The 20,763-nt window shown below is 65.9% G+C and carries 19 protein-coding genes; 7 read left to right on the top strand and 12 right to left on the bottom strand.

Features of this window, described 5'->3' with window-relative positions; all coding sequences use genetic code 11:
- Positions 1-708: 708 nt before the first annotated feature.
- The gene (locus BTJ49_RS09995) at positions 709-1,542 is read right to left on the bottom strand and encodes an oxidoreductase (RefSeq protein WP_113065250.1); all 834 of its coding nucleotides are present in this window, start codon (positions 1,540-1,542) and stop codon (positions 709-711) included.
- 151 nt (positions 1,543-1,693) lie between these two features.
- On the opposite strand from BTJ49_RS09995, the gene BTJ49_RS10000 reads away from it, so the two are divergent.
- From BTJ49_RS10000 to BTJ49_RS10010, 3 genes are all read left to right on the top strand, one after another.
- Positions 1,694-2,605 carry an AraC family transcriptional regulator gene (locus tag BTJ49_RS10000; RefSeq protein ID WP_240601804.1) on the top strand — a complete coding sequence of 304 codons (912 nt, stop codon included), beginning with the start codon at positions 1,694-1,696 and terminating at the stop codon, positions 2,603-2,605.
- Between the two features lie 625 nt (positions 2,606-3,230).
- A complete protein-coding gene (gene dbpA / locus BTJ49_RS10005) occupies positions 3,231-4,625 on the top strand; it encodes an ATP-dependent RNA helicase DbpA (protein WP_113065252.1) in 1,395 nt (464 codons plus the stop codon).
- A gap of 278 nt (positions 4,626-4,903) precedes the next feature.
- Entirely contained in the window at positions 4,904-5,353 is a 450-nt protein-coding gene (locus tag BTJ49_RS10010; protein ID WP_113065386.1) for an XRE family transcriptional regulator, read from the top strand.
- Between the two features lie 242 nt (positions 5,354-5,595).
- On the opposite strand, the gene BTJ49_RS10015 is transcribed toward BTJ49_RS10010, so the two are convergent.
- On the bottom strand, positions 5,596-6,084 hold the full coding sequence (locus BTJ49_RS10015) for an 8-oxo-dGTP diphosphatase (RefSeq protein WP_113065253.1): 489 nt from the start codon (positions 6,082-6,084) through the stop codon (positions 5,596-5,598).
- Positions 6,085-6,200: 116 nt separating this feature from the next.
- Between BTJ49_RS10015 and BTJ49_RS10020 the strand changes: the two genes are divergently transcribed.
- From BTJ49_RS10020 to dsbG, 4 genes are all read left to right on the top strand, one after another.
- The gene (locus BTJ49_RS10020; RefSeq protein ID WP_113065254.1) at positions 6,201-7,013 is read left to right on the top strand and encodes a phosphodiester glycosidase family protein; all 813 of its coding nucleotides are present in this window, start codon (positions 6,201-6,203) and stop codon (positions 7,011-7,013) included.
- Between the two features lie 111 nt (positions 7,014-7,124).
- Positions 7,125-9,098, top strand: a complete 1,974-nt coding sequence (locus BTJ49_RS10025) for a CocE/NonD family hydrolase (protein WP_240601805.1) — start codon at positions 7,125-7,127, stop codon at positions 9,096-9,098.
- A 191-nt stretch (positions 9,099-9,289) separates the two neighbouring features.
- A complete protein-coding gene (locus BTJ49_RS10030) occupies positions 9,290-10,129 on the top strand; it encodes a TlpA disulfide reductase family protein (protein ID WP_240601806.1) in 840 nt (279 codons plus the stop codon).
- Entirely contained in the window at positions 10,126-10,902 is a 777-nt protein-coding gene (gene dsbG / locus BTJ49_RS10035; protein WP_113065255.1) for a thiol:disulfide interchange protein DsbG, read from the top strand. The genes BTJ49_RS10030 and dsbG overlap by 4 nt, the downstream gene beginning before the upstream one ends.
- A gap of 16 nt (positions 10,903-10,918) precedes the next feature.
- Here the strand turns inward: dsbG and BTJ49_RS10040 are convergent, their stop codons facing one another.
- From BTJ49_RS10040 to glnD, 10 genes are all read right to left on the bottom strand, one after another.
- A complete protein-coding gene (locus BTJ49_RS10040) occupies positions 10,919-11,761 on the bottom strand; it encodes an RsiV family protein (RefSeq protein ID WP_168184710.1) in 843 nt (280 codons plus the stop codon).
- On the bottom strand, positions 11,758-12,537 hold the full coding sequence (locus BTJ49_RS10045) for an alpha/beta fold hydrolase (protein WP_168184711.1): 780 nt from the start codon (positions 12,535-12,537) through the stop codon (positions 11,758-11,760). The genes BTJ49_RS10040 and BTJ49_RS10045 overlap by 4 nt, the downstream gene beginning before the upstream one ends.
- Before the next feature lie 84 nt (positions 12,538-12,621).
- On the bottom strand, positions 12,622-13,035 hold the full coding sequence (locus tag BTJ49_RS10050) for an NUDIX domain-containing protein (protein ID WP_113065258.1): 414 nt from the start codon (positions 13,033-13,035) through the stop codon (positions 12,622-12,624).
- Between the two features lie 61 nt (positions 13,036-13,096).
- The gene (gene dapE / locus BTJ49_RS10055) at positions 13,097-14,227 is read right to left on the bottom strand and encodes a succinyl-diaminopimelate desuccinylase (protein WP_113065259.1); all 1,131 of its coding nucleotides are present in this window, start codon (positions 14,225-14,227) and stop codon (positions 13,097-13,099) included.
- A gap of 67 nt (positions 14,228-14,294) precedes the next feature.
- Positions 14,295-14,780: a shikimate kinase gene (locus BTJ49_RS10060; RefSeq protein WP_113065260.1), complete on the bottom strand. Its 486-nt coding sequence runs from the start codon at positions 14,778-14,780 to the stop codon at positions 14,295-14,297.
- A 50-nt stretch (positions 14,781-14,830) separates the two neighbouring features.
- A complete protein-coding gene (locus BTJ49_RS10065) occupies positions 14,831-15,889 on the bottom strand; it encodes a VIT1/CCC1 transporter family protein (protein ID WP_113065261.1) in 1,059 nt (352 codons plus the stop codon).
- A gap of 1 nt (position 15,890) precedes the next feature.
- Positions 15,891-16,247, bottom strand: a complete 357-nt coding sequence (locus BTJ49_RS10070; RefSeq protein ID WP_113065262.1) for a Spx/MgsR family RNA polymerase-binding regulatory protein — start codon at positions 16,245-16,247, stop codon at positions 15,891-15,893.
- The gene (gene dapD / locus BTJ49_RS10075; RefSeq protein WP_113065263.1) at positions 16,244-17,071 is read right to left on the bottom strand and encodes a 2,3,4,5-tetrahydropyridine-2,6-dicarboxylate N-succinyltransferase; all 828 of its coding nucleotides are present in this window, start codon (positions 17,069-17,071) and stop codon (positions 16,244-16,246) included. The genes BTJ49_RS10070 and dapD overlap by 4 nt, the downstream gene beginning before the upstream one ends.
- A 132-nt stretch (positions 17,072-17,203) precedes the next feature.
- Positions 17,204-17,794 carry a DsrE family protein gene (locus tag BTJ49_RS10080; protein ID WP_113065389.1) on the bottom strand — a complete coding sequence of 197 codons (591 nt, stop codon included), beginning with the start codon at positions 17,792-17,794 and terminating at the stop codon, positions 17,204-17,206.
- A gap of 85 nt (positions 17,795-17,879) precedes the next feature.
- A complete protein-coding gene (gene glnD, locus BTJ49_RS10085; protein ID WP_240601807.1) occupies positions 17,880-20,543 on the bottom strand; it encodes a [protein-PII] uridylyltransferase in 2,664 nt (887 codons plus the stop codon).
- Positions 20,544-20,763 lie beyond the last annotated feature (220 nt).

Genomic DNA, 20,763 nt, shown 5'->3' on the forward strand with positions numbered 1-20,763 from the left:
TGATCCGGCTTGCAACCCTTCCCCTTCGGTAGCGGCGGAGGGTGGAGGATCAGGCCCGAAGGGTGGCGCACAAGGATGTGCGCCAGTGTTTCGTCAGCACAGGATGTGCTGTCGAAACACCCCCGGAACCCGGAGCGAACCCGTAGGAGCGTAGCTCCGGAGGGCGCGGACGTTGGGGTGTCTTTGTCTTGGTGACTTCTATTGGACAAGCAATAGAAGTCACTCGGCCGGCGCGAGCCGGACGAAACCCTAAGCCTCGCTCCACCAAAAAAGCCAAATCACAAAAATGGTGCCAGGGACAATTTTTGCGACACCGCACCATACGTGACCGTCCACAATGGGTCGGTAACGGGCTTTAGGAGGCGGTTGCCCGTGATGGTCGCTTTTGAGGGGACGGCGGTAATTAATTCCTGCCGAGTGATCCGATGTACACCCTCCCCTTCGGTAGCGGCGGAGGGTGGAGGATCAGGCCCGCAGGGTGGCGCACAGGGATGTGCGCCAGTGTTTCGTCAGCACAGGATGTGCTGTCGAAACACCCCCGGAACCCGGAGCGAACCCGTAGGAGCGTAGCTCCGGAGGGCGCGGACGTTGGGGTGTCTTTGTCTTGGTGACTTCTATTGGACAAGCAATAGAAGTCACTCGGCCGGCGCGAGCCGGACGAAACCCTAAGTCTCGCTCCCACCAAAAAGCTAAATCAGACGGAAAGACTCACCCATCCGTCGAAACAGTAACCTCCTCCCACGCGCGAATCTCAGCTTCCAGCGCCGCCAGCTTGTCGCGCACCAGTCCCAATGCATCGCTGCCTAACAGCAGATGCGCCAGCGGCTGATCGGTAGCCATCACCGCAAGCATCGCGCGCGCCGCCTTGCGTGGGTCGCCGAGCTGCTTGCCGCTCTTCTCCTCGCGTGCCTGGCGGATGGGATCGAACAGACGGTCATAGTCCGGAATCGAGCGCGGCGTCCTCGCCATCGAGCGTCCGGCCCAGTCGGTGCGGAACGAGCCTGGCGCGACGGCCGTCACGGCGATGCCGAATGGCGCGACTTCCTTGCCGAGCGCTTCGGAGATGCCTTCCAGCGCGAATTTGCTGCCGCAGTAGTAGGCGATGCCCGGCATGGTGATGTAGCCGCCCATCGAGGTGATGTTGAGGATGCGTCCACGCCGGCGCGGACGCATGTACGGCAGCACGGCCTTCATCATGGCGACAGCGCCGAACACGTTGACGTCGAACTGTCGCCGGATGTCCGACAGCGGCGACTCTTCCAGGATGCCTTCGTGACCGTAGCCGGCGTTGTTCACCAGTACGTCGATCGGTCCCACGTTCGCCTCGATGTCCGCCACCACGCCGTCGATGGCGTCGAAGTCGGTCACATCGAGCACATAGCCGAACGCGGCACCCACGGACAGCGATTCGAAGGCTTGCTTGTCTTCCATGCTTCGCACGGTGCCGACGACCTTGTGCCCTGCGGCCAGGGCCTCTTCGGCGAGCGCACGGCCGAAGCCGCTGCTGACGCCGGTGATGAGCAGTATTTGGCTGGATGCCATCGAAGCTTCTCCAAAGAGCAAATCGGAGCGTGCATGATAGTCTTCGATATGAATCGAAATAAGCCGAATTTCGCTTCATTTCTTGCCTAAAACTATGAATAGCCACTCTTCGCCGCATCGCACGCAACCCGCGGCCCCTGACCGGAAGCGCATGGTGACGCTGCTGCACGCATTGGCGCCCGAGGAGGGCTACAACCTCACGCCCCTGCCGAGCGTGCGCATCCTGCGCTCGAATCGCGCGCTGGCGCGCACGCCGGTGCTGTACGACCCCGGCATCGTGATCGTGCTGCAGGGTTGCAAGCGTGGCTATTTCGGCGACCGGGTGTACGTGTACGACGAACACCACTACCTGGCCGTGTCCGTGCCCGTTCCGTTCAGCATGGAGACCGATGCGACGCCGGAGCGCCCGCTGCTGGCCCTGTACCTGCATCTCGATTTCGCCCTGGCTGCCGAGCTGGCCGCACAGCTCGACCGCGCCAGCACATCGGTCCGCATGCAGCCGCCGCAAAGCATGATGTCGACACCGATGGACGCGGCGATGCAGCAATCCGTGCTGCGTTTCCTCGAAGCAATGCACCGACCGCTGGAAGCCTCGGTACTCGGTCCGGGGCTGCTACGCGAACTGTATTTCCGCGTGCTGACCGGCCCGCAGGGCGACTCGATGCGCGAGGCGCTGGCGATGCGCGGGCAGTTCGGCAAGATCGGTCGTTCGCTGCGCCTGATCCACGCACGGTACGCGCAACCGCTCAACGTCACGGCGCTGGCCGAGGAAGCCGGCATGAGCGTTCCCAGCTTCCATAGCCATTTCAAGGCGATCACGCAGGTATCGCCGATGCAGTACGTAAAATCCACGCGCTTGCACCAGGCGCGCCTGTTGATGGTGCGCCAGGACCTGACCGCCGAAGCGGCCAGCCACGCGGTCGGCTACACCAGCCCTTCGCAGTTCAGCCGTGAATTCAAGCGGCTGTTCGGCGCAACGCCCGCAGTGGAAGCGCGCCGCATGCGCGAGAGCTTCGCCATACCGTCTGCCTTCGCGGATGCCATCTACGTTTCGTCGCATTGAACGAACCTGCCATGGACGCGCGCCTCACGGATCTTGCAAAAATGGTGCCAGGGACAATTTCTGCGACATCGCACCCTACGTGACCGTCCGCAATTGTCGGTAACGGGCTTTAGGAGGCGGTTGCCCGTGATGGTCGCTTTTAAGGGGACGGAGGTAATTAATTCCTGCCGAGTGATCCGATGTACACCCTCCCCTTCGGTAGCGGCGGAGGGTGGAGGATCAGGCCCGTAGGGTGGCGCACAGGGATGTGCGCCAGTTCGTCGACAGCACAGGATGTGCTGTCGACGAACTCCCGGAGCCCGGAGCGGACCCGGAGGAGCGTAGCTCCGGAGGGCGCGGACGCTGGGGTGTCCTTGTCTTGGTTACTTCTATTGGACAAGCAATAGAAGTCACTCGGCCGGCGTCAGCCGGACGAAACCCGACGTCTCAACTCTCTGAGAAGACCGTAATCTGGCAGTAGGAAACTGTTCCAGGCCCACTTCCGCCGCTCGACTAGCGCTCGGCTTGCCAACACTATCGATCTGGGCAGATTTGACGAGCACCCGCTTCTGACCGCCGAAAGCCCACCGAGCCGCCCAAGCCACAGGATGCTCGGAGCAATCGCCGATTGATGCGATCATGTCGCATGACCGCCTTCACGACCCTCCCCCTCAAGCCCGCGCTGCTCGACAGCGTGGCGACCCTTGGCTATGCCGAGATGACCCCGGTGCAGGCGCGCAGCCTGCCACCGATACTCGACGGGCGCGACGTAATCGCGCAGGCGGTGACGGGCAGCGGCAAGACGGCGGCGTTCGGGCTGGGCCTGTTGCAGGCGCTGGAGGTGGACACGATCCGGCTGCAGGCGCTGGTGTTGTGCCCGACGCGCGAACTGGCCGATCAAGTCAGCAAGACCCTGCGCAAGCTGGCGGCCAGCATTCCCAACGTGAAAGTGCTGACCTTGTGCGGCGGCATGCCGCTGGGGCCGCAGCTGGCCTCGCTGACGCACGATCCGCATATCGTGGTCGGAACGCCGGGGCGCGTGCAGGAACATCTCAAGCGGAAGAGCCTGCACGGCGGCGGCATCAAGATGCTGGTGCTGGACGAGGCCGACCGCATGCTGGACATGGGCTTCGGCGAGGCCATCGACGACATCGTCGGGCGCATCGCCAAGAGTCACCAGACCCTGCTGTTCTCGGCCACCTATCCCGACGCGATCCGTGCCGTCAGCACGCGCCTGCAACGCGACCCGGTGACGGTGACCGTGGATACGCCGGCCGCGGAGCAGCCAGCCATCGAGCAGCGCTTCCACGAAGTCGATCCGGCGCGCAAGGCCGATGCGCTGGCACAGCTGCTGTCCGCCGCGCACGAGCGCAGCGCCGAAGGTGCGCATGCGCTGGTGTTCTGCAACATGCGACGCGACGTGGACGCCGTAGCCAAGAACCTGGATCAACGCGGCTTCTCGGCGCTGGCCCTGCACGGCGACATGGATCAGCGCGACCGTGAGGAAGTGCTGGTGCGCTTCGCCAACCGCAGTTGCGCGGTGCTGGTCGCCACGGACGTGGCCGCGCGCGGACTCGACATCATCGGCCTGCCACTGGTCATCAGCTATGACGTCGCCCACGACCCCGACACCCACATGCACCGCATCGGCCGCACCGCCCGTGCCGGCGAGCGCGGCGTGGCCATCACCCTGTGCACCCCGCGCGAACGTCCCAAAACCCTGAACATCGAGGACATGCAGGGCCAGCCGATACCGTGGCACCCGCTGAAACTGGCGCCGCCGTCCGCCAAGACCCTGCACCTGGCGCCGATGAAGACCGTGGTGATCGATGCCGGCCGCCGCGACAAGCTGCGCCCCGGCGACATTCTCGGAGCACTGACCGGCGAGGCTGGCCTGAAGGCCGAGGCCATCGGCAAGATCGACGTCTACGCCACCCGCGCCTACGTCGCCATCCGCCGCGACCTCGCCGGCAAGGCACTGCTGCGCCTGCGCGACGGCCGCATCAAGGGACGCAACTTCCGGGTTCGGGCACTGGGCTAAAGCCAGGCGAAGCACTGGCTTGCGCATCTTCGACACGTGGCTGCGTTATCGACCACCGTCAAAAAGACCGTGCGGGTGATTCCGCCCAGGCCAAACCGTATCCCTGGCAGGCAGCTGACGCGCCGATCACAGGCATCCCCGTTGCCGCGCAAAAGCTCCCCGCCACCTGGCTGACGGCTTTCTGGCAGGTCCGTGACGCGGCCATGACGTGGCATGCTGGCCTGCATTCGGCAGGCTACGGTCCGGTCCACAACGGCAAAGAGCACAGGGGCAGAAACATGAAACTCAACCCGGACGGCACCAAGATCAGGCGCTGGCGCGAAGAACGCTGCTGGTCGCAAGAACATCTGGCCGAGGTGGCCGGCATCGGCCTTCGTACCGTGCAGCGGATCGAGAACGGTGATCCGGCCTCGCGCGAATCGGTGATGGCGCTGGCGGCGGCCTTCGGCGTCGATGCGCTCGCACTGTCGACCGATGCGCGGTCAGAAGCCGCCAGATCCAAGCGCGAGGAAACCGCGCGCGGGATCGCCGCGTTCCGGCTGTCCTTCTGGATCCACGTGGCCAGCTACATCTTCGGCGTGATCCTGTTCATCGGCATCAGCATCGGCGTCGGCAGCTTCATCATGAAGTGGGCGCTGATCTGGTGGACCGTGGGGCTGGCCGGTCACGGCCTGGGCGTGGTCATTGCCACCCTGGTCGAGCGCCATCAGCGGATTGAAAACCCGTAGCCGGGACAAGAACGCGGACTGCATTGCGATCATGCCTCGCACTTACATCCGGGGTGTGCCGCATGCGGCACAGGGCGACCGTTCAAGGTGACCGTCCATCTATGGGCCCCTGCATCGTCTTTCGCAGTTTGCTATGACCGCGACGGTATCGCGCGCCCGAAAGGCGCGCTGCGTGACCGAACGCTCACTGATCAGTACCCGCATGATTCGAGCCCCGGTTGCCATTCATGGCGAGGTGAGCGCTAGAACCGACTGAACGCCCACGACTGCATCCGCCCGTTCTCGTATGGCATCACCCCATGGAACGGCCGCGGATCGTCATCGAACACCAGCGGCAGGAAGTGTCGGTCGCCCTCCCACATCGGCAGCTCCATCATGCGTGAACGGTCGACCCACTCCAGCGTTCCTTCGTGGTTGCCGTCGTGCGGTTCGCCCTCGAAGCCATCGATGAGGAACAGGAAACCCAGCCAGTCCTCGCCGTGCTTGCCGAAGCCCGGCCAGCTGATGGTGCCGCGCAACTGCATCGACACGCACTCGATGCCCGACTCCTCGCGGATCTCGCGGCGCATGCCGGCGGCAACGTCCTCGTTCGGCTCCAGCTTGCCGCCCAGGCCGTTGTACTTGCCCAGGTGATGGTCGTCCTTGCGCGCGTTGCGGTGGATCATCAGCACCCGCTCGCGGTCGGGCGAGAGCACGTAGCCGAGCGTTCCGATGATGGGCGTGTAAGGCATGGCAAGGTCCGCGCGAAAAGCTCCATTCTAGACCACGCACCGACCGTGCCCGCCGAACATGAACGGTTCCGACAAAGTCGCTTGCGCGGTTTTCCGACGAACGCGACCATGCAGGCATGAACCTTTTTCCGCCCCGCTCCCGTGGTCGCCTCCTGCATCGCATGCTGCCTGCCCTGCTGCTCTGCGCGGCAGCGCTGGCGGGCTGCGGCTCGCGTGCGGCGCAGTCCGGTGAACAGGTGCGCTTCGATGGCGCGGTGTATCGCGTGGTGTCGGTCGACCTCCGCCATGCCGACCTGACGCTGCACTGGCGCGACCCGGATACCGGCAAGCCGTTCGCCGACATCGATGCGCTGCGTGAATGGGGCAAGCGCCACGGCAAGGTGCTGCGCTTCGCCGCCAACGCCGGCATCTACGACCGCAAGGGCGCGCCGCTGGGGCTGTACGTCGAGGACGGCAAACGGCTGGAACCGCTGAACACCGCGCACGGCGACCCTTCAGCCGGCAACTTCTCGCTGCGCCCGAACGGCGTATTCCTGATCGACAAGCAGAACCATGCCCGCGTGATGAGCACGAGCGATTACCAGACCCAGCGGCCCGATCCGCGCCTGGCAACGCAGTCGGGGCCGATGCTGGTGATCGACGGCGCGCTGAATCCGCATTTCATTGCCGATTCGAACAGTCTGAAATGGCGCAGCGGCGTCTGTGCGCGCTCGCCGGACCAGGTCGTCTTCGCGATCAGCGAGACGCCGGTCAATTTCCACGCCTTCGCGCGCCTGTTCCGCGACAGGCTGGGCTGCCGCAACGCGCTGTATCTGGACGGCACCATCTCGCAGTTCTACGACCACGGCGACTATTTCGGCCCGCCGCTGTTCATGACCAAGCCCTACGCGGGCATGTTCGCGGTGTTCGAGGATGCGGCCCGGCACTGAACGGGAAAAGCACACCGACATCACACCCCCTGAAGTTGCGCAATGCGCGCCCATGCACAGAGCATCCAACCGCGCTATGTTTGTGCTTGGCCGTCCATCCGGGGGTGATTCGTGAAACGTTCCATTCGCCATTTCTGTATCGCGCTGCTTGTCGGCGTCTGTCTTACGGTCGCCTCCCAGGCCGCCGTCGCGCTGCGACCGCTCTACCCGCAACTGAAGAGCGAGACGCCGACACAGTTCAAGCCGTCGCGCGACGCCTTCAACTACACCATCCGCGACGTGATGATCCCGATGCGCGACGGCGTGCGGCTGCATACCGTCATCGTGATTCCGAAGGGCGCCAAGGACGCGCCGATCCTGCTTACGCGCACGCCGTACAACGCCTCCGGCATGGTCACGCACATGGTCGATGGCCACGAAAGCGCGCACATGGGACCGGCGCTGCAGGGCTACGACAATGCCGTCGACACCATCATCGACGGCGGTTACATCCGCGTGATCCAGGACATCCGCGGCAAGTACGGCTCGGAAGGCGATTACGTGATGAACCGGCCGCTGCGCGGCCCGCTCAACGACACACCGGTGGACGAGTCGACCGACACCTGGGACACCATCGACTGGCTGGTGAAGCACCTGCCGCAGAGCAACGGAAAGGTCGGCATCCTGGGCATCTCCTACGACGGCTTCGAACCACTGATGGCCCTGGTGCACCCGCATCCGGCGCTGAAGGTCTCGGTGCCGATGAACCCGATGGTCGACGGCTGGATGGGCGACGACTGGTTCCACCACGGCGCGTTCCGCCAGCAGAACATGCCGTACATCTACGAACAGGAAGCCACGCGCGACAACACCCAGCACTGGTGGAGCGCGTTCCATGACGACTACAACCTGTACATGCACTACGGCTCCGCCGGCGCGATGGGCAAGGCCTACGGCATGGAGCAGCTGGGTTTCTGGAACAAGATCGTCGAACACCCGGCCTACGACAGCTTCTGGCAGCAGCAGGCGATGGACAAGGTGCTGGCCAAGGAGCCGCTGAAGGTGCCGGTGATGCTGGTGCACAGCCTGTGGGACCAGGAGGACATCTATGGTGCGCCCGCCGTGTACCGCGCGCTGGAACCGAAGGACACGCACAACAACATGGTCTACCTGGTGATGGGCCCGTGGCATCACGGCCAGGAGATCGAGGACGCCCGTTCGCTCGGTGCGATCCAGTTCGGCAGCGACACCGGCACCTATTTCCGCAAGCACATCCTGGCGCCGTTCCTGGCGCACTACCTGAAGGACAACGCCCCGCCGAACCCGGTCGCACCGGTCACGGCCTATCGCACCGGCGCGAATCAGTGGGAGCGTCTGCAATCGTGGCCGTCCGGCTGCGCCCACGACTGTGCCATCCAGCCGACGCCGTTCTATCTGCATGCCGGCGGCAAGGCCGGCTTCCACGCGCCAACCGCCAGCGAAGCCAAGGACACGAGCTATGTCTCCGATCCGGCCAAGCCGGTGCCGTATCGCGCGCGCCCGAGTCAGCCGGTCGGCTACGACGGCGGACTGACCTGGCCGCAGTGGCTTGTCGACGACCAGCGCACGTTCTCCGGCCGTACCGACGTGGCGACTTTCGTCTCGCCGGTGCTCGACCACGACGTCACCATCGCCGGCATGCCCAAGGTGCATCTGGTCGCATCCACCAGCGGCACCGACTCGGACTGGGTGGTGAAGCTGATCGACGTGTACCCGGACCAGGTCGCCGACGATCCGCAGATGGGCGGCTACCAGTTGGCCGTGGCGATGGACATCTTCCGCGGCCGCTACCGCGAGAGCTACGCCCACCCGCACCCGCTGACGCCGAACAAGCCGCTGCTGTATCGCTTCGAGCTGCCCACGGCGAACCACATGTTCCGCAAGGGCCACCGCATCATGGTGCAGGTGCAGTCGAGCTGGTTCCCGCTCTACGACCGCAACCCACAGACCTACGTGAAGAACATCTTCTTCGCCAAGCCGAAGGACTACGTGAAGGCCACCCAGCGCATCTACCACGCGCCGGGCGAGGCCAGTTACGTCGAGCTGCCGGTGGTCGAGAAGCATTGATACTCCTGTCGCCGCCCGCCCTGGCGCGGGCGGCGACATTCGGGCGACATTCGGTCGCACCGATTTCCACATGCGGGGACCGCCGCCTAAGATGCGTGTTCCGACGTTTTTTCGAGACCGTGTGAAACTGTCGACGCCCCTCGCAGCGCATCGAAGCCTTGCCACCCGCGCCTGTCGACGCAGGAATCCGCGTGGATAAGGGCATCGCGATCGGTCCGTTCCTGTTCCAGACGCCGCTGCTGGTGCTGCTACTGGCCGTCGCCGTGGCGATGATGGCGGCCGGCGCACTACAGAAACGCGGCGCCGCGGCGGTGCAAACGCCGCTCTGGATCGCCCTGCTCGCCGCGCTGCTGGTCGCACGCGTCGCCTTCGTCGTGCGCCGCTGGCCCGACTACGCCGCCCATCCGCTGAGCATGCTGAACGTGCGTGACGGTGGCTTCATGGCCTGGCCTGGCGTCATCGCGCTGCTCGTCGCACTGCTCGTGCTGCTGTGGCGACGACCGCGTCTGCGCATGCCGCTGACCGTCGCCGGCAGTTTCGGCCTCGGCACCTGGCTCGTCGCCACGCTGGTCGTCGCGCAGTTGTCCGCCGCCATGCAGCGGCCGCTACCGGATCTGACCTTGCACGACCTGAAGGGCGCGCCCGTTTCGCTGCGCGCCTTGACCGGCAAGCCGATGGTCATCAACCTGTGGGCGACCTGGTGCCCACCCTGTCGTCGTGAGATGCCCATGCTGATCGACGCGCAGGCGCGCGACACCGGGGTCCGCTTCGTGTTCGTCGACCAGGCCGAATCGGCCGAGACGGTCCGCACCTACCTGCGCGGACTCCCGCGCGCGCCGCGCCACGTGCTGATCGACGACAGTCAGCAGCTCGCTCGCCAGTTCAATCTGCGCGGCACGCCAACCACACTGTTCGTCGACGCCGACGGCACCGTGCGGGACATCCACGTCGGTGAACTTTCCGCCGCGACGCTGGCCGAAGGTCTGTCGCACCTCGCTTCCCCCGCCCCCGTTTCCGGAGACGCCCCTTGAAACTGACTTCCGTTCTTTCGCTCGGCCTGCTGTGCCTGGCTCTGCTGGCCCCGGGCCACGCGCGCGCCGACAGCGGCAAGACCGCCTACCCCGCCCCCGTTCGCGCCCTGAAGGCCAACGGCATCGACATCCGCGGAACCATGCCCGCGCCGGACGGCTTCAAGGGCTTCATCGGGGAATACCGCGGGCAGCCGATGCCGGTCTATCTGCTGCCCGATGGCAAGCACACCGTGGTCGGCAACCTGTTCGACGCCGACGGCAAGGACCTCACTCGCGACGCCTTCGCCGACCGCGCTTCGGCAGGCATCGACAAGAATGCCTGGAGCAAGCTGGCCAAGGCCGACTGGATTTCGGAAGGCGCGAAGCACGCCAAGCGCACGGTCTACGTGTTCACCGACACCGAATGCCCGTACTGCCATCGCCTGTGGAACGCGATCCGCCCGCAGGTGAAGAACGGCGAAGTGCAGGTGCGCTACCTGCTGGTCGCCGTCATCAAGCCGCAGAGCCTGCCACGCGCAGCATCGGTGCTGGACGCCGCCGACCCGATCAAGGCGTTCGCCCGCAACGAACGCGACTTCCGCGACAGCCCGATCAAGCTGGCCGCCACGATTCCGCCGGCCACGCGCGCGAAGATTGCCGCGAATGTGGAGCTGATGAACACGTTCGGCATCGACGGCACGCCGGGCATCGTCTACAAGGACGAGCAGGGCCGCATCCACAGCCTCAGCGGCATGCCGCCCGAAAGCGGCATCAAGGCCATCTTCGGCCCCTGAATCCTCTTCCGTCCGCTCAGGGCGCCAATCCGAAGGCGCCCCGGTATGGCGGCTTCAGCATCGACGCGAAGTCCTTGAGCGGCACCTTCACGGTCTGCGCCCCGTACACGTAGGGCGCGACCTGATACGGCGAGAACACCAGGACCAGCGACGGCGGCGCATCGAGACCGCCGCCGTCGACCAGGAATTCGCCGAAGTTCTGCGCGGTCGGTCGCGTGCCGTCGTCGATCATGCCGCGCATGTTGTCCTGCCACTGTTTGCGCACCTTGGCCGGCGTCTTGTCGCCGCCCGGCACTTTGTCCAGAAGCTTCGCGTACAGCGCCTTGCGCGCAAGAACGGACAGCCTCGCGCGCGCCGCGACAGGATCGACGAAGAGATCGTCGAACGCCACCAGTCTGCGATGCGGCAGGTCGAACACGAACGTTCCGTCGAGCGGAATCGGATGCGCGCCGCCCGTGTCCATCATTCCCTGCTCGCGCACACTGACGAAGGCCGGCGTGCGCGACGCCACCTTGTAGTCGATCATCATCCGCAGCTGGCGATCGGCGAATTCAGGCAGGGTCTTCGGATCAGGCAGTCCCTTCATGAAATCGACCCGGGCTGCTTCGGTACGCGCATGCAGGGCCCGCGCCAGGACATCGGCCTCGGGCGACAACGGCGGATAGGTGACGTCGATACGGTAGCGCCTGGTGCTGATGTGCTGTTCCAGTGCGCTCGAAACTGTTGCGGCCGCTACCGGGACATTCACGGAAGAACTCCTTCCCGGAGCATCGGACGATTCGGGCGAGCGCTGGCATGCAGTCAACGCCGTCGCCACGGCCACGCCGAACCACAGCGCGCGCGTGATCGTGACGGTCATGGCTGAGTGCCTCGATGAGGCTGCGCCGGCTTGCCGCCGATCTTGCGCAAAAAGGTCTCGAAACTGCGCAGATTCGCCTCGCAGCCCTGCGGGTCGCGTGCACATACCAGCGTCGAAGCGCCGTGCACGCCGGCACTCGGCCGGTAGCGCGTGATGTTCGCACCGTGGGCATCCCGCAGCACCTCATTCACGCGCACCTCTTCCGCGGGGTCCGTGGTGATGTACAGCGGCATACGGATCTTCGCCGCGGCGCGCTTGACCCGGTGCTTGTCGGCGAAATATTCGCCGGGCGAAAAACTCGCCACTGCCGACACGCCCTCCGGATGCTTCGCGGCCAGCAACAACACCAGTGAAGAGGAATACGAGCTGCCCACTATCACGATAGTCGCGTACTGCCGTGCCCGAGCCCAGGCCAGCGTGGCTTCCAGGTCCGGCCGTGCATCGAGGTAGCCAGTGGATGCGCCCCGTTTCGCCACGGTCTCATTGTGTCCGCCGAACAGATCGCCGCCGGACCGTTGATCGATCGCCAGGGTGTCGAAGCCCAGCCGATTGAAGGCAGGGATCAGCGGATCGTATTCGTGCCGGCTGGCCCGGGCTTGATGGAACAGCAGAAGAATTTTTCCGCCGCTCTCGGACGCAGGCGTGAAGGTGCCGAAGACGGCGCCGCCGTCGCGCGTGTGCAGGGTGACCGGCTCGCCGGCCAACGCGAGGATGGGGGCGAACAGCGACAGCAACGCACCGAATCGGAGGACGTGACGCAGAATCGTGGATCGCATGAGTGCATGCTCCCTCGGAAGCGGACCTCGCATGCTACGCCCTCGCACCGGTCGAAGTAAGGGACGCGGCGGCCCAAACCCGCACTACGCCGTGCGTCGCCAAGCCACGAAGGCGGGAAGGATGTGACCAGCGCTCAGCGGCGCGACCCGCACATCGCGAGGCCCCTGCGGATCGACCCAGGCCATGGCCTCGATTTCCGCCTGCGGTGAGGGCGTTCCGACCACCGACACATGGAATGCCTGCGCCCGCACGCGCCGACCCGGTTCGTGCACGGCGCGTTCCTCGAATTCGCCCAGATGCACGGCCGTGGCCGGATCGAGCCGCACGCCGAGCTCCTCTTCGAGCTCTCGCGCCAGCGTCTCCAGCCACGCCTCGCCCGGCTCGATCTTTCCACCGGGCTGAATGAAGGTATCGGAAGCGCGCTTGCGTACGAGCAGCACCTCGCCGGCATCGTTCGCGATCACGGCGGCGACGGTTCGTATGAGATCGGCGGACATGAATCAGCTTCGTCTTCGTTCGATTGGTGCACAGGGGCCGAGCACAGCGGCCTGCATGCGTTCAGAGAAGGGATACGGCAATGGCCCCGTAGAGTCCCGGCAGGCGCTCCAGGTCCGCGACCGCGACACATTCGTCGACTTTATGAATGGTGGCATTGGCCGGCCCCAGCTCGACCACCTCCACGCCCAGCGGAGCGATGAAACGGCCATCGGACGTCCCTCCACCGGTACTCTGCTCGGGGTCGAGGCCGACGTGTTCACGGCAGACCGTGACGACGGTCTCGCGCAGCCTGCCACCGGGCGGGGAGAGAAACGGACGGCCGGAATCGTGCCAGTGGATATGCCAATCCAGCGCGTGCCGATCGAGGATCGCCTCGGCGCGCGCACGCAGCTGTTCCGCGGTGCTCGCAGTGCTGTAGCGGAAGTTGAACAGGGCCTCCAGCGTGCCCGGAATGACGTTGTTGGCACCGGTCCCGGCATGGATGTTGGAGACCTGCAGCGAGGTCGGCGGGAAGTCGTCGTTGCCGTCGTCCCAGTGTTCGGCGACCAGTTCGGCCAGCGCGGGTGCGAACCGGTGGATCGGATTGTCGGCCTGCAGCGGATAGGCCACGTGCCCCTGCACGCCGCGCACGGTCAGCGTGGCCGAGAGCGACCCGCGACGACCGACGCGGATCAGATCGCCGAGCTGCGCCTTCGCCGACGGCTCGCCGACGACGCACCAGTCGATGCGTTCGTCGCGCGCCTTGAAGGCATCGGCCACCTTGCGCACGCCGTCGATGGCGTCGCCTTCCTCGTCACTGGTCAACAGCAGCGCCACGCGACCATCATGATCGGGATGCGCGGCGACGAAGGCTTCCAGCGCCACCACCATCGCTGCGACGCTGCCCTTCATGTCCGCCGCGCCGCGACCGTACAGCACGCCATCGCGGATCGTCGGCTCGAACGGCGGCGTGGCCCAGGCGTCCTCGGGACCGCTGGGCACGACATCGGTGTGGCCCAGAAACGCCAGTGTCGGAGCGTCCTTCGCACCATGCGTGACCCACAGGTTGTCGACCTCGCCGAAACGCAGGCGCTCGATGCGGAATCCCGCGCGTTCCAGACGCGCGGCGATCAGGTCCTGGCAACCGCCATCCTCCGGCGTCACGGAACGGCGGCGGATCAGTTCGCAGGTGAGATCGAGAACGTCGGACATGGAAGGCAAGAGAGCGAAAGTATCGCGTCGAGGCTGACGCAAGGCCGCGCGACGCGCAAGTACTGCGTCAGTCCATCGCCGGCAGCGTGGTGTATTCGGTCTTCTCGCCAGCATGCGCATCGAACAGGCGACGATGCGCGGCGTAGGACCAGGCGTCGTCGCGTTCGTTGTAGCCGCTCACCCAGGCCTGCAGGTTGTCCAGCATCGCGTCCTGCTTTGCCGGCGAGTCGTACTTGTGCGGCTCCCACGGCCGACGCCGGTTGTTGGCCAGACAGGCCTCGCGTCCGGGATTGAGAAACAGCAGCTCGGTACAGGCGTGCGCCGCATGTTCGACCAGATCGCCGTAGCAGCCTTCGATGACCCAGGTCTCGTGCTGCGCGATGAACGCATCGAGATCGGCCAGCACCCGCTCCATCGGTCGCGCCTCCGCGATGCGCCCCGGCTCCCAGACGATGGTGTCCAGGTCGAGATGCGCGCAACCATGCCGCGCGGCGAACCTTTTCGCCAGCGTACTCTTGCCGGAACCGGAGTTGCCGAAGATCAGCGCGCGCATGAAAGTCTCGTCTCGCAAAAACGCTCAGGATGCCCGAGACAGCCGACCGGTCAGCTCAGCACCGCGCCCAGCGCGTTGCCCAACAGCCAGGTGACACCGGCGGCCGCCGTGGTGATGGCGAACTGGCGCGCGATGGAGAACCCGACATTCCGGCCAGTGAACAACGAGGTCGCGGTGGCGATCAGCGCCAGACCGGCAGCCGCCGCGATCACGCTGCCGACCAGCGCCGCGCGACCGTGCAGGAACACATACGGCGCAACCGGAAACGCCGCGCCCAACGCGAACAGCGCGAACGACGACAGCGCCGCGCTCCAGGCCGAACCACCCAGGTCTTCCGGGTCGACGCCCATGTCCTCACGCACCAGCAGGTCCAGCGCCGAACGCGGACTGTCGACCAGCTGCGCGGCCATGGTTTCGGAAGCGGCCTCGCCCAGCCCCTTCTCGCGATAGATCGCGGCAATGTGCTGGCGCACGTCTTCCGGTGCGACCGCCAGCCGCTCTGCGCGCGCGGTGATCTGCGCCTGATAGAACTCGCGCGAGCTGTTCACCGACAGCCATTCGCCCAGCGCCATGGAGCAGGCGCCCGCGACCAGACCGGCCAGTCCCGCCAGCAGCACCGCGTGATCGGCCACGGCGGCGCCGGCCATGCCCATCACCAGACTGACGTTGGAGACCAGACCGTCGTTGGCACCCAGTACCGCTGCACGCAGGGTATTGCCGTCCTGCCCGCGCAGTCCGCTGCGTGGCAGCGCGTGGCCGGCATTGCGGAAATGATCGCGGTAATCCCGGCGATCGACCGGCGTATCGTGATGATCCGCATGCGTGATGCGCGCCACGGTCGGCATGACGAAGTCGCTGCCGAAGCGCTCCGCCAGCCACAGCAGCGAACGCACGCGGATGCTGGGACGATAAGGCGGCGCGGACACGCCGAGCGCCTGCAATTGCCCGGCCCAGAAGTCCGCATTGGCACACTCCGCCTCGGCGATCCGGCGATAGGCGCGTGCAGCACGGGCGTCGTCGCTGAGCGCGGCCAGGCCGTCGTACAGCGCGGCGTTGTCACGCTCGATGCGCAGGTTGGTCAGATAGCGGCGAGTCACGGCGCGTTTCATGTCAGCGTCCGAACCGTTGCTTGAACAGATTGTCCTTGAAACCGACACTGACGCTGCCGTCGTCCAGCACCACGACCGGACGGCGCACCAGCGCGGGGTATTCCTTGATCAGCAGCGTCCATTCCGGATCGCTGCCCGGATCCTTTCGCTGCGGCAGCAGGTTGCGCCAGGTGGTCGAAGCCTTGTTGACCAGCTTCTCCCAGCCGCCCAATTGCCCCGCCCAGTCCTTCAGCGTGGCGGCCGGAACCGGCTGCTCGCGATAGTCGACGAAGTCGTAGGCAACCTCGAAGCGGTCCAGCCACTTGCGCGCCTTGCGGCAGGTATCGCAGGTCTTCAGTCCGTAGACGGTGACGGTCATTGCGCGGTCCTCAGCAGTTCGTTGATACCGGTCTTGGCGCGGGTCTTCTCGTCGACCTGCTTGACGATGATGGCGGCGTACAGGCTGTGCGATCCGTCCTTGGCCGGCAGGCTGCCGGCAACCACGACGCTGCCGGCGGGCACGCGGCCGTAGCTGATCTCGCTGGTGGCACGGTTGTAGATGCGCGTGGACTGACCCAGGAACACGCCCATGCCGATCACACTTCCGCGTTCGACCACCACACCCTCGACCACTTCCGAACGCGCGCCGATGAAGCAGTTGTCCTCGATGATGGTCGGACCGGCCTGCAGCGGTTCCAGCACACCGCCGATGCCGACGCCGCCGGACAGATGCACGTGCGCGCCGATCTGTGCGCAGGAACCGACGGTGGCCCAGGTGTCGACCATGGTGCCCTCGCCGACGTGCGCGCCGATGTTGACGTAGCTGGGCATCAGCACGGCGTTCCGGGCGATGTGCGCACCGCGGCGCACCAGCGCGCCCGGCACCACGCGTGCGCCGAGGTTCAGCAGCTCGTCGTGGTCGCCCAGCGGAAAACGCAGCGGCACCTTGTCGAACGCTTGCGCGGGGCCGCCGTCGACCACCTTGTTGTCGTTGATGCGGAAGTACAGCAGCACCGCCTTCTTCAGCCACTGATGCACGGTCCAGTCGCCGTTCTCCTCGCGCGTGGCGACGCGACGCTCGCCGGATTCGAGCAGGTCCAGCGCCTGCGCCACGGCCGGACGGATGTGCGTCTCGATCTCGCTCTGGGTCAGTTCGTTGCGGCGCTCGAAGGCGTCGTCGATGAGGGCTTCGATGGAAGACATGCGGCGGGGATTCCAGGATCTCGATACAAGCTGCAAAGAGTACACGCAGGCACCGCGTGCTGTCACCGTCGCGGCACGAAAAACGGCCGCCGCGTCGCCGCGACGGCCGTCCATATGGGCAATGCGGAAAGCCTACAGTTGCATGTAGCTGTAGCCGCGATGGCCGTAGATGACCGTGTCGGTCAGCGCCGACAGGGTGATGGTCACGGCGGAATCGATCTGGTCGTCCTTGATGCCGTGTCCGGCCATGGCCTGGCTGCAGATCATCAGCTTCACGCCAGCCTTCTTCAGCGCGTGCAGCACGGCCAGATTCGGATTGTCGTGCTTGAACAGCTTACGGTAGGTGGCATTGTCCAGCGCCAGCGGCGTCGCCTTGCCTTCCAGCAGCGCAACGATGTGCACGTGATTGGACGGCACCTTGGCGAAACCCATCAGGTTCACCAAACGGGCCAGGCGATCCAGCGAGCCGGACATCTTGCCCGGGTCGTCGTTGGCGCTGACCACGTCGACGAAGACTTTGTAGTCGACCGCCGGATTGGGCTGCATGTCGACGTCCGTGCGCGGGTGCACGCCGCCGAACTTGGCGATCACGGGATGGATCCAGCTGACCTCCGCCGCCTTGTGCTTGGACGCCTGATGGTGCTCGGCAGCCAGTGAAGGCAGCGCGAACGCGCACAACGCCAATGCGACCAGGACCGAACGGCCTGACTTTCCGATGTTCATGTCGTTTCCCCGAATGGTGACCGCGCGATGCGGAGTGCGACGACGATACGTGACGCCGCGCCGTTCACCAAGCATCGCCCCGGATTCAGGATGCCTCGCGCTGCGGCCCCACCAGAGGCAGCAGGGCCTCGCGTAGACGGGTCTGCAACGCGGGATCGAGTCGCCCGTTCTCGCCGTCCGTGAGCTGGAAGAAATCCTCCACGCGTTCGCCGAACGTGGCGATGCGCGCATCGTGCACGCGCACGCCGACCTCGACGAACGCCTGCGCCACCACGGCCAGCAGCCCCGGCCGGTCGGTGCAGACCAGCGCCAGCTGGGTCCGCCCGGCGGCGACGTCGTCCGTGAACTCGATGCGCGGAGCCATCTGGAAATGTCGCTGTCGCCGCGTCAGATTGCGCTTGGCCGGCTGCGCGCGGGCCGGCCTGGCCAGCGCGCGTGCCAGCCGCACGCGCAGGTCCTCGGCGCGCTCCAGGCTGGCCGGTTCCTGCGTCTCCGATTCCAGCAGCAGGAAGGTGTCGAGCGCCATGCCCGTAGGCGAGCCCAGCACGCGTGCCTGCACCACGGAGAAACGCATGCGGTCGAGCATGGCGGTCACGGTGGCGAACAGACCGTCGCGATCCGGCGCGTACACGAACACCTCAGTGCAACCACGCACCGAGAACGGATGCACTTCGACCAGCGGCAACTCGCCCTTGGCATTGAGGATGGCGGTGGTCTGCCAGGCGACCTGTTCCGGGCGATGTCGCAGAAAGCTGAGATCGGGGAAGTCGGCCCAAATGTGGGCGACATCGTCGGCATCGAAGCCATCATCGAGCAGCATCGACAACGCGCGTTCACGGCAGTCGCGCACACGCGCCTCGGCGCGCAGCGGCAGGGCCAGGTCCGAGCGCAACGCGTAGCGCGCAGCCACGTAGAGATCGGCCAGCAGACGATCCTTCCACGAATTCCACAGCTTCGGGCTGGTGCCGATGATGTCGGCGATGGTCAGCAGGTAGAGATGGTCAAGATGTTCCCAGTCACCGACCTCGGTGGCGAAGCGATGCACCACGTCCGGGTCGGTGATGTCCTGCCGCTGCGCCGTGGTACTCATCAGCAGATGCCAGCGCACCAGCCAGGCGACCAGGGCCCCGTCCTCGTCGGGCACGCCGAGACGCGTGCAGAAATCGCGCGCGTCGGCCTCGCCCAGCACGGAATGATCGCCACCGCGCCCCTTGGCAATGTCGTGGAACAGCGCGGCCAGAAGCAGGATTTCCGGGCGATCCAGCGTCGCCCAGATCTCGCAGGCGATGGGAAACTCGCGGCGCGCCTGCGGATCGGCGAAACGCGCCACATTGCGCAACACGCGCATGGTGTGCTCGTCGACGGTGTAGACGTGAAACAGGTCGTACTGCATGCGCCCGACCACGCGCGCGAACGGCGGCAGGATCGCGGCGAGCAGCCCGAAGCGGTTCATCCGCCACAGTGCCTCGACCGCCGGCGCACCGCGATGCAGCAAGGCGCGCAACGCATCCAGCACCGCGCGATCCTCGCCAATCTCGGTGCCGCGGTCGGCTGCGGCCTGCTGGATCCGGCGCATGGTCTCGGCAGTGAAACCGACCAGCTCGGGATGATCCAGACGCAGCACGAAGCCTTCGATCAACGCAGCGGGACGACGCAGGAAAAGGTCGGGATCGCGCGGTTCCAGACGCGCGCCCAAACGCATGAAATCATCGTTGAGCGGCTCCGGCGTCACATCGGGCTCGAGCAGTTCCTCGAAACGCTCGCCGAGTTGCACGCCCAGCCGCTCGATCACCGTGGCGGCGCGGTAGTAGCCCTGCATGAACTGCTCGACACCCAGATTCTTGGCATGCTCGTCCTCGAAACCCAGCCTCGCGGCCAGTGCGCGCTGGTAGTCGAACAGCAGACGCTCCTCGGCGCGCCCCGCTTCCAGATGCAGCGCGAACCGGTAGCGCTGCAGGGTCGATTCGGCACTGACAATGGCTTCGTGCTCGGCCGGATCGAGCAACCCCTCGGCAGCCATGGCATCGAAATCACCGACGCCGGCCACGCGCCGCCCGAGCCAGCGCATCAGATCCAGCGTGCGCAGACCGCCCGGACCGTCCTTGAGATTCGGTTCGAGATTGTGCGCGGTATCGTCGTGCCGCGCGTGGCGTTGGGCCTGTTCGGCCAGCTTGGCTTCGAGAAAAGCCTGCGGCGGCCACAGCGCCGGATCCTCGACGATCGCGTTGTAATCGCCCTGCATGCCCGCGTCGCCGGCCAGCCAGCGCCCTTCGATCATGCTGGTGAAGACGCTGACGTCCTCGGCGGCCAGCGCGCGGCATTGTTCGGCATCGCGCACCGCGCTGCCGGGCTTCAGACCGATATCCCACAGACAAGCGAAGAATCGCTGCAGCGCCGGCGCCTGCCGCTCGCCGGACTGCGGGGTGACCAGCACCAGCAGGTCCACGTCCGAATGCGGGAACAGCAAGCCACGCCCGAAACCGCCGACCGCGAACAGGGAAACGCCTTCGGGCGCACCGAGAAAGGCGGTCCAGACATGCAGCAGCACGCGCTGCACCAGCTCGCAACGGCGCCGCGCCAGCGCACCGGCGTCCGCACCAGCCGCAAAGGAGGCCGCCAGAGCCCGGTCGGCATCGGCGATCAGCAGCCGCAGCGCACGTCGCGCATCCGCCGACACACCCGAACGCGGCACGCCGCGCGGCAGGCGCGGCAGGGCGGGCAGCAGACGACGAGTGGCGAGTTCGGGCACGGTGCGTATCAGAAGTGGGACATCGAGAAACGAGTAAAGGCGGATTCCGCGCAGGACGCAAGACATCGACGCCCTTGTTCCATGCACCCGCCCCGGTCTGCATGCCCGGAGCAGCTCCGTTGCAGGCAACGCGGCGCGGTGCGATACATCTCAACGCACGCCCGGACAAAGGCCCCGGAGCATTCGGTCAGAAGCCAACCGCCGTCCGCATGCCGAAGAA

The organism is Oleiagrimonas sp. MCCC 1A03011 (assembly GCF_003267965.1).
Taxonomy (GTDB): Bacteria; Pseudomonadota; Gammaproteobacteria; order Xanthomonadales; family Rhodanobacteraceae; genus Oleiagrimonas; species Oleiagrimonas citrea.

Excerpts from the sequence above, each read along its gene's own strand:
- BTJ49_RS09995 (WP_113065250.1), bottom strand. The coding sequence starts at position 1,542 with ATGGCATCCAGCCAAATACTGCTCATCACCGGCGTCAGCAGCGGCTTC.
- BTJ49_RS10000 (WP_240601804.1), top strand. The coding sequence starts at position 1,694 with ATGGTGACGCTGCTGCACGCATTGGCGCCCGAGGAGGGCTACAACCTC.
- dbpA (WP_113065252.1), top strand. The coding sequence starts at position 3,231 with ATGACCGCCTTCACGACCCTCCCCCTCAAGCCCGCGCTGCTCGACAGC.
- BTJ49_RS10010 (WP_113065386.1), top strand. The coding sequence starts at position 4,904 with ATGAAACTCAACCCGGACGGCACCAAGATCAGGCGCTGGCGCGAAGAA.
- BTJ49_RS10015 (WP_113065253.1), bottom strand. The coding sequence starts at position 6,084 with ATGCCTTACACGCCCATCATCGGAACGCTCGGCTACGTGCTCTCGCCC.
- BTJ49_RS10020 (WP_113065254.1), top strand. The coding sequence starts at position 6,201 with ATGAACCTTTTTCCGCCCCGCTCCCGTGGTCGCCTCCTGCATCGCATG.
- BTJ49_RS10040 (WP_168184710.1), bottom strand. The coding sequence starts at position 11,761 with ATGACCGTCACGATCACGCGCGCGCTGTGGTTCGGCGTGGCCGTGGCG.
- BTJ49_RS10045 (WP_168184711.1), bottom strand. The coding sequence starts at position 12,537 with ATGCGATCCACGATTCTGCGTCACGTCCTCCGATTCGGTGCGTTGCTG.
- BTJ49_RS10050 (WP_113065258.1), bottom strand. The coding sequence starts at position 13,035 with ATGTCCGCCGATCTCATACGAACCGTCGCCGCCGTGATCGCGAACGAT.
- dapE (WP_113065259.1), bottom strand. The coding sequence starts at position 14,227 with ATGTCCGACGTTCTCGATCTCACCTGCGAACTGATCCGCCGCCGTTCC.
- BTJ49_RS10060 (WP_113065260.1), bottom strand. The coding sequence starts at position 14,780 with ATGCGCGCGCTGATCTTCGGCAACTCCGGTTCCGGCAAGAGTACGCTG.
- BTJ49_RS10065 (WP_113065261.1), bottom strand. The coding sequence starts at position 15,889 with ATGAAACGCGCCGTGACTCGCCGCTATCTGACCAACCTGCGCATCGAG.
- BTJ49_RS10070 (WP_113065262.1), bottom strand. The coding sequence starts at position 16,247 with ATGACCGTCACCGTCTACGGACTGAAGACCTGCGATACCTGCCGCAAG.
- dapD (WP_113065263.1), bottom strand. The coding sequence starts at position 17,071 with ATGTCTTCCATCGAAGCCCTCATCGACGACGCCTTCGAGCGCCGCAAC.
- BTJ49_RS10080 (WP_113065389.1), bottom strand. The coding sequence starts at position 17,794 with ATGAACATCGGAAAGTCAGGCCGTTCGGTCCTGGTCGCATTGGCGTTG.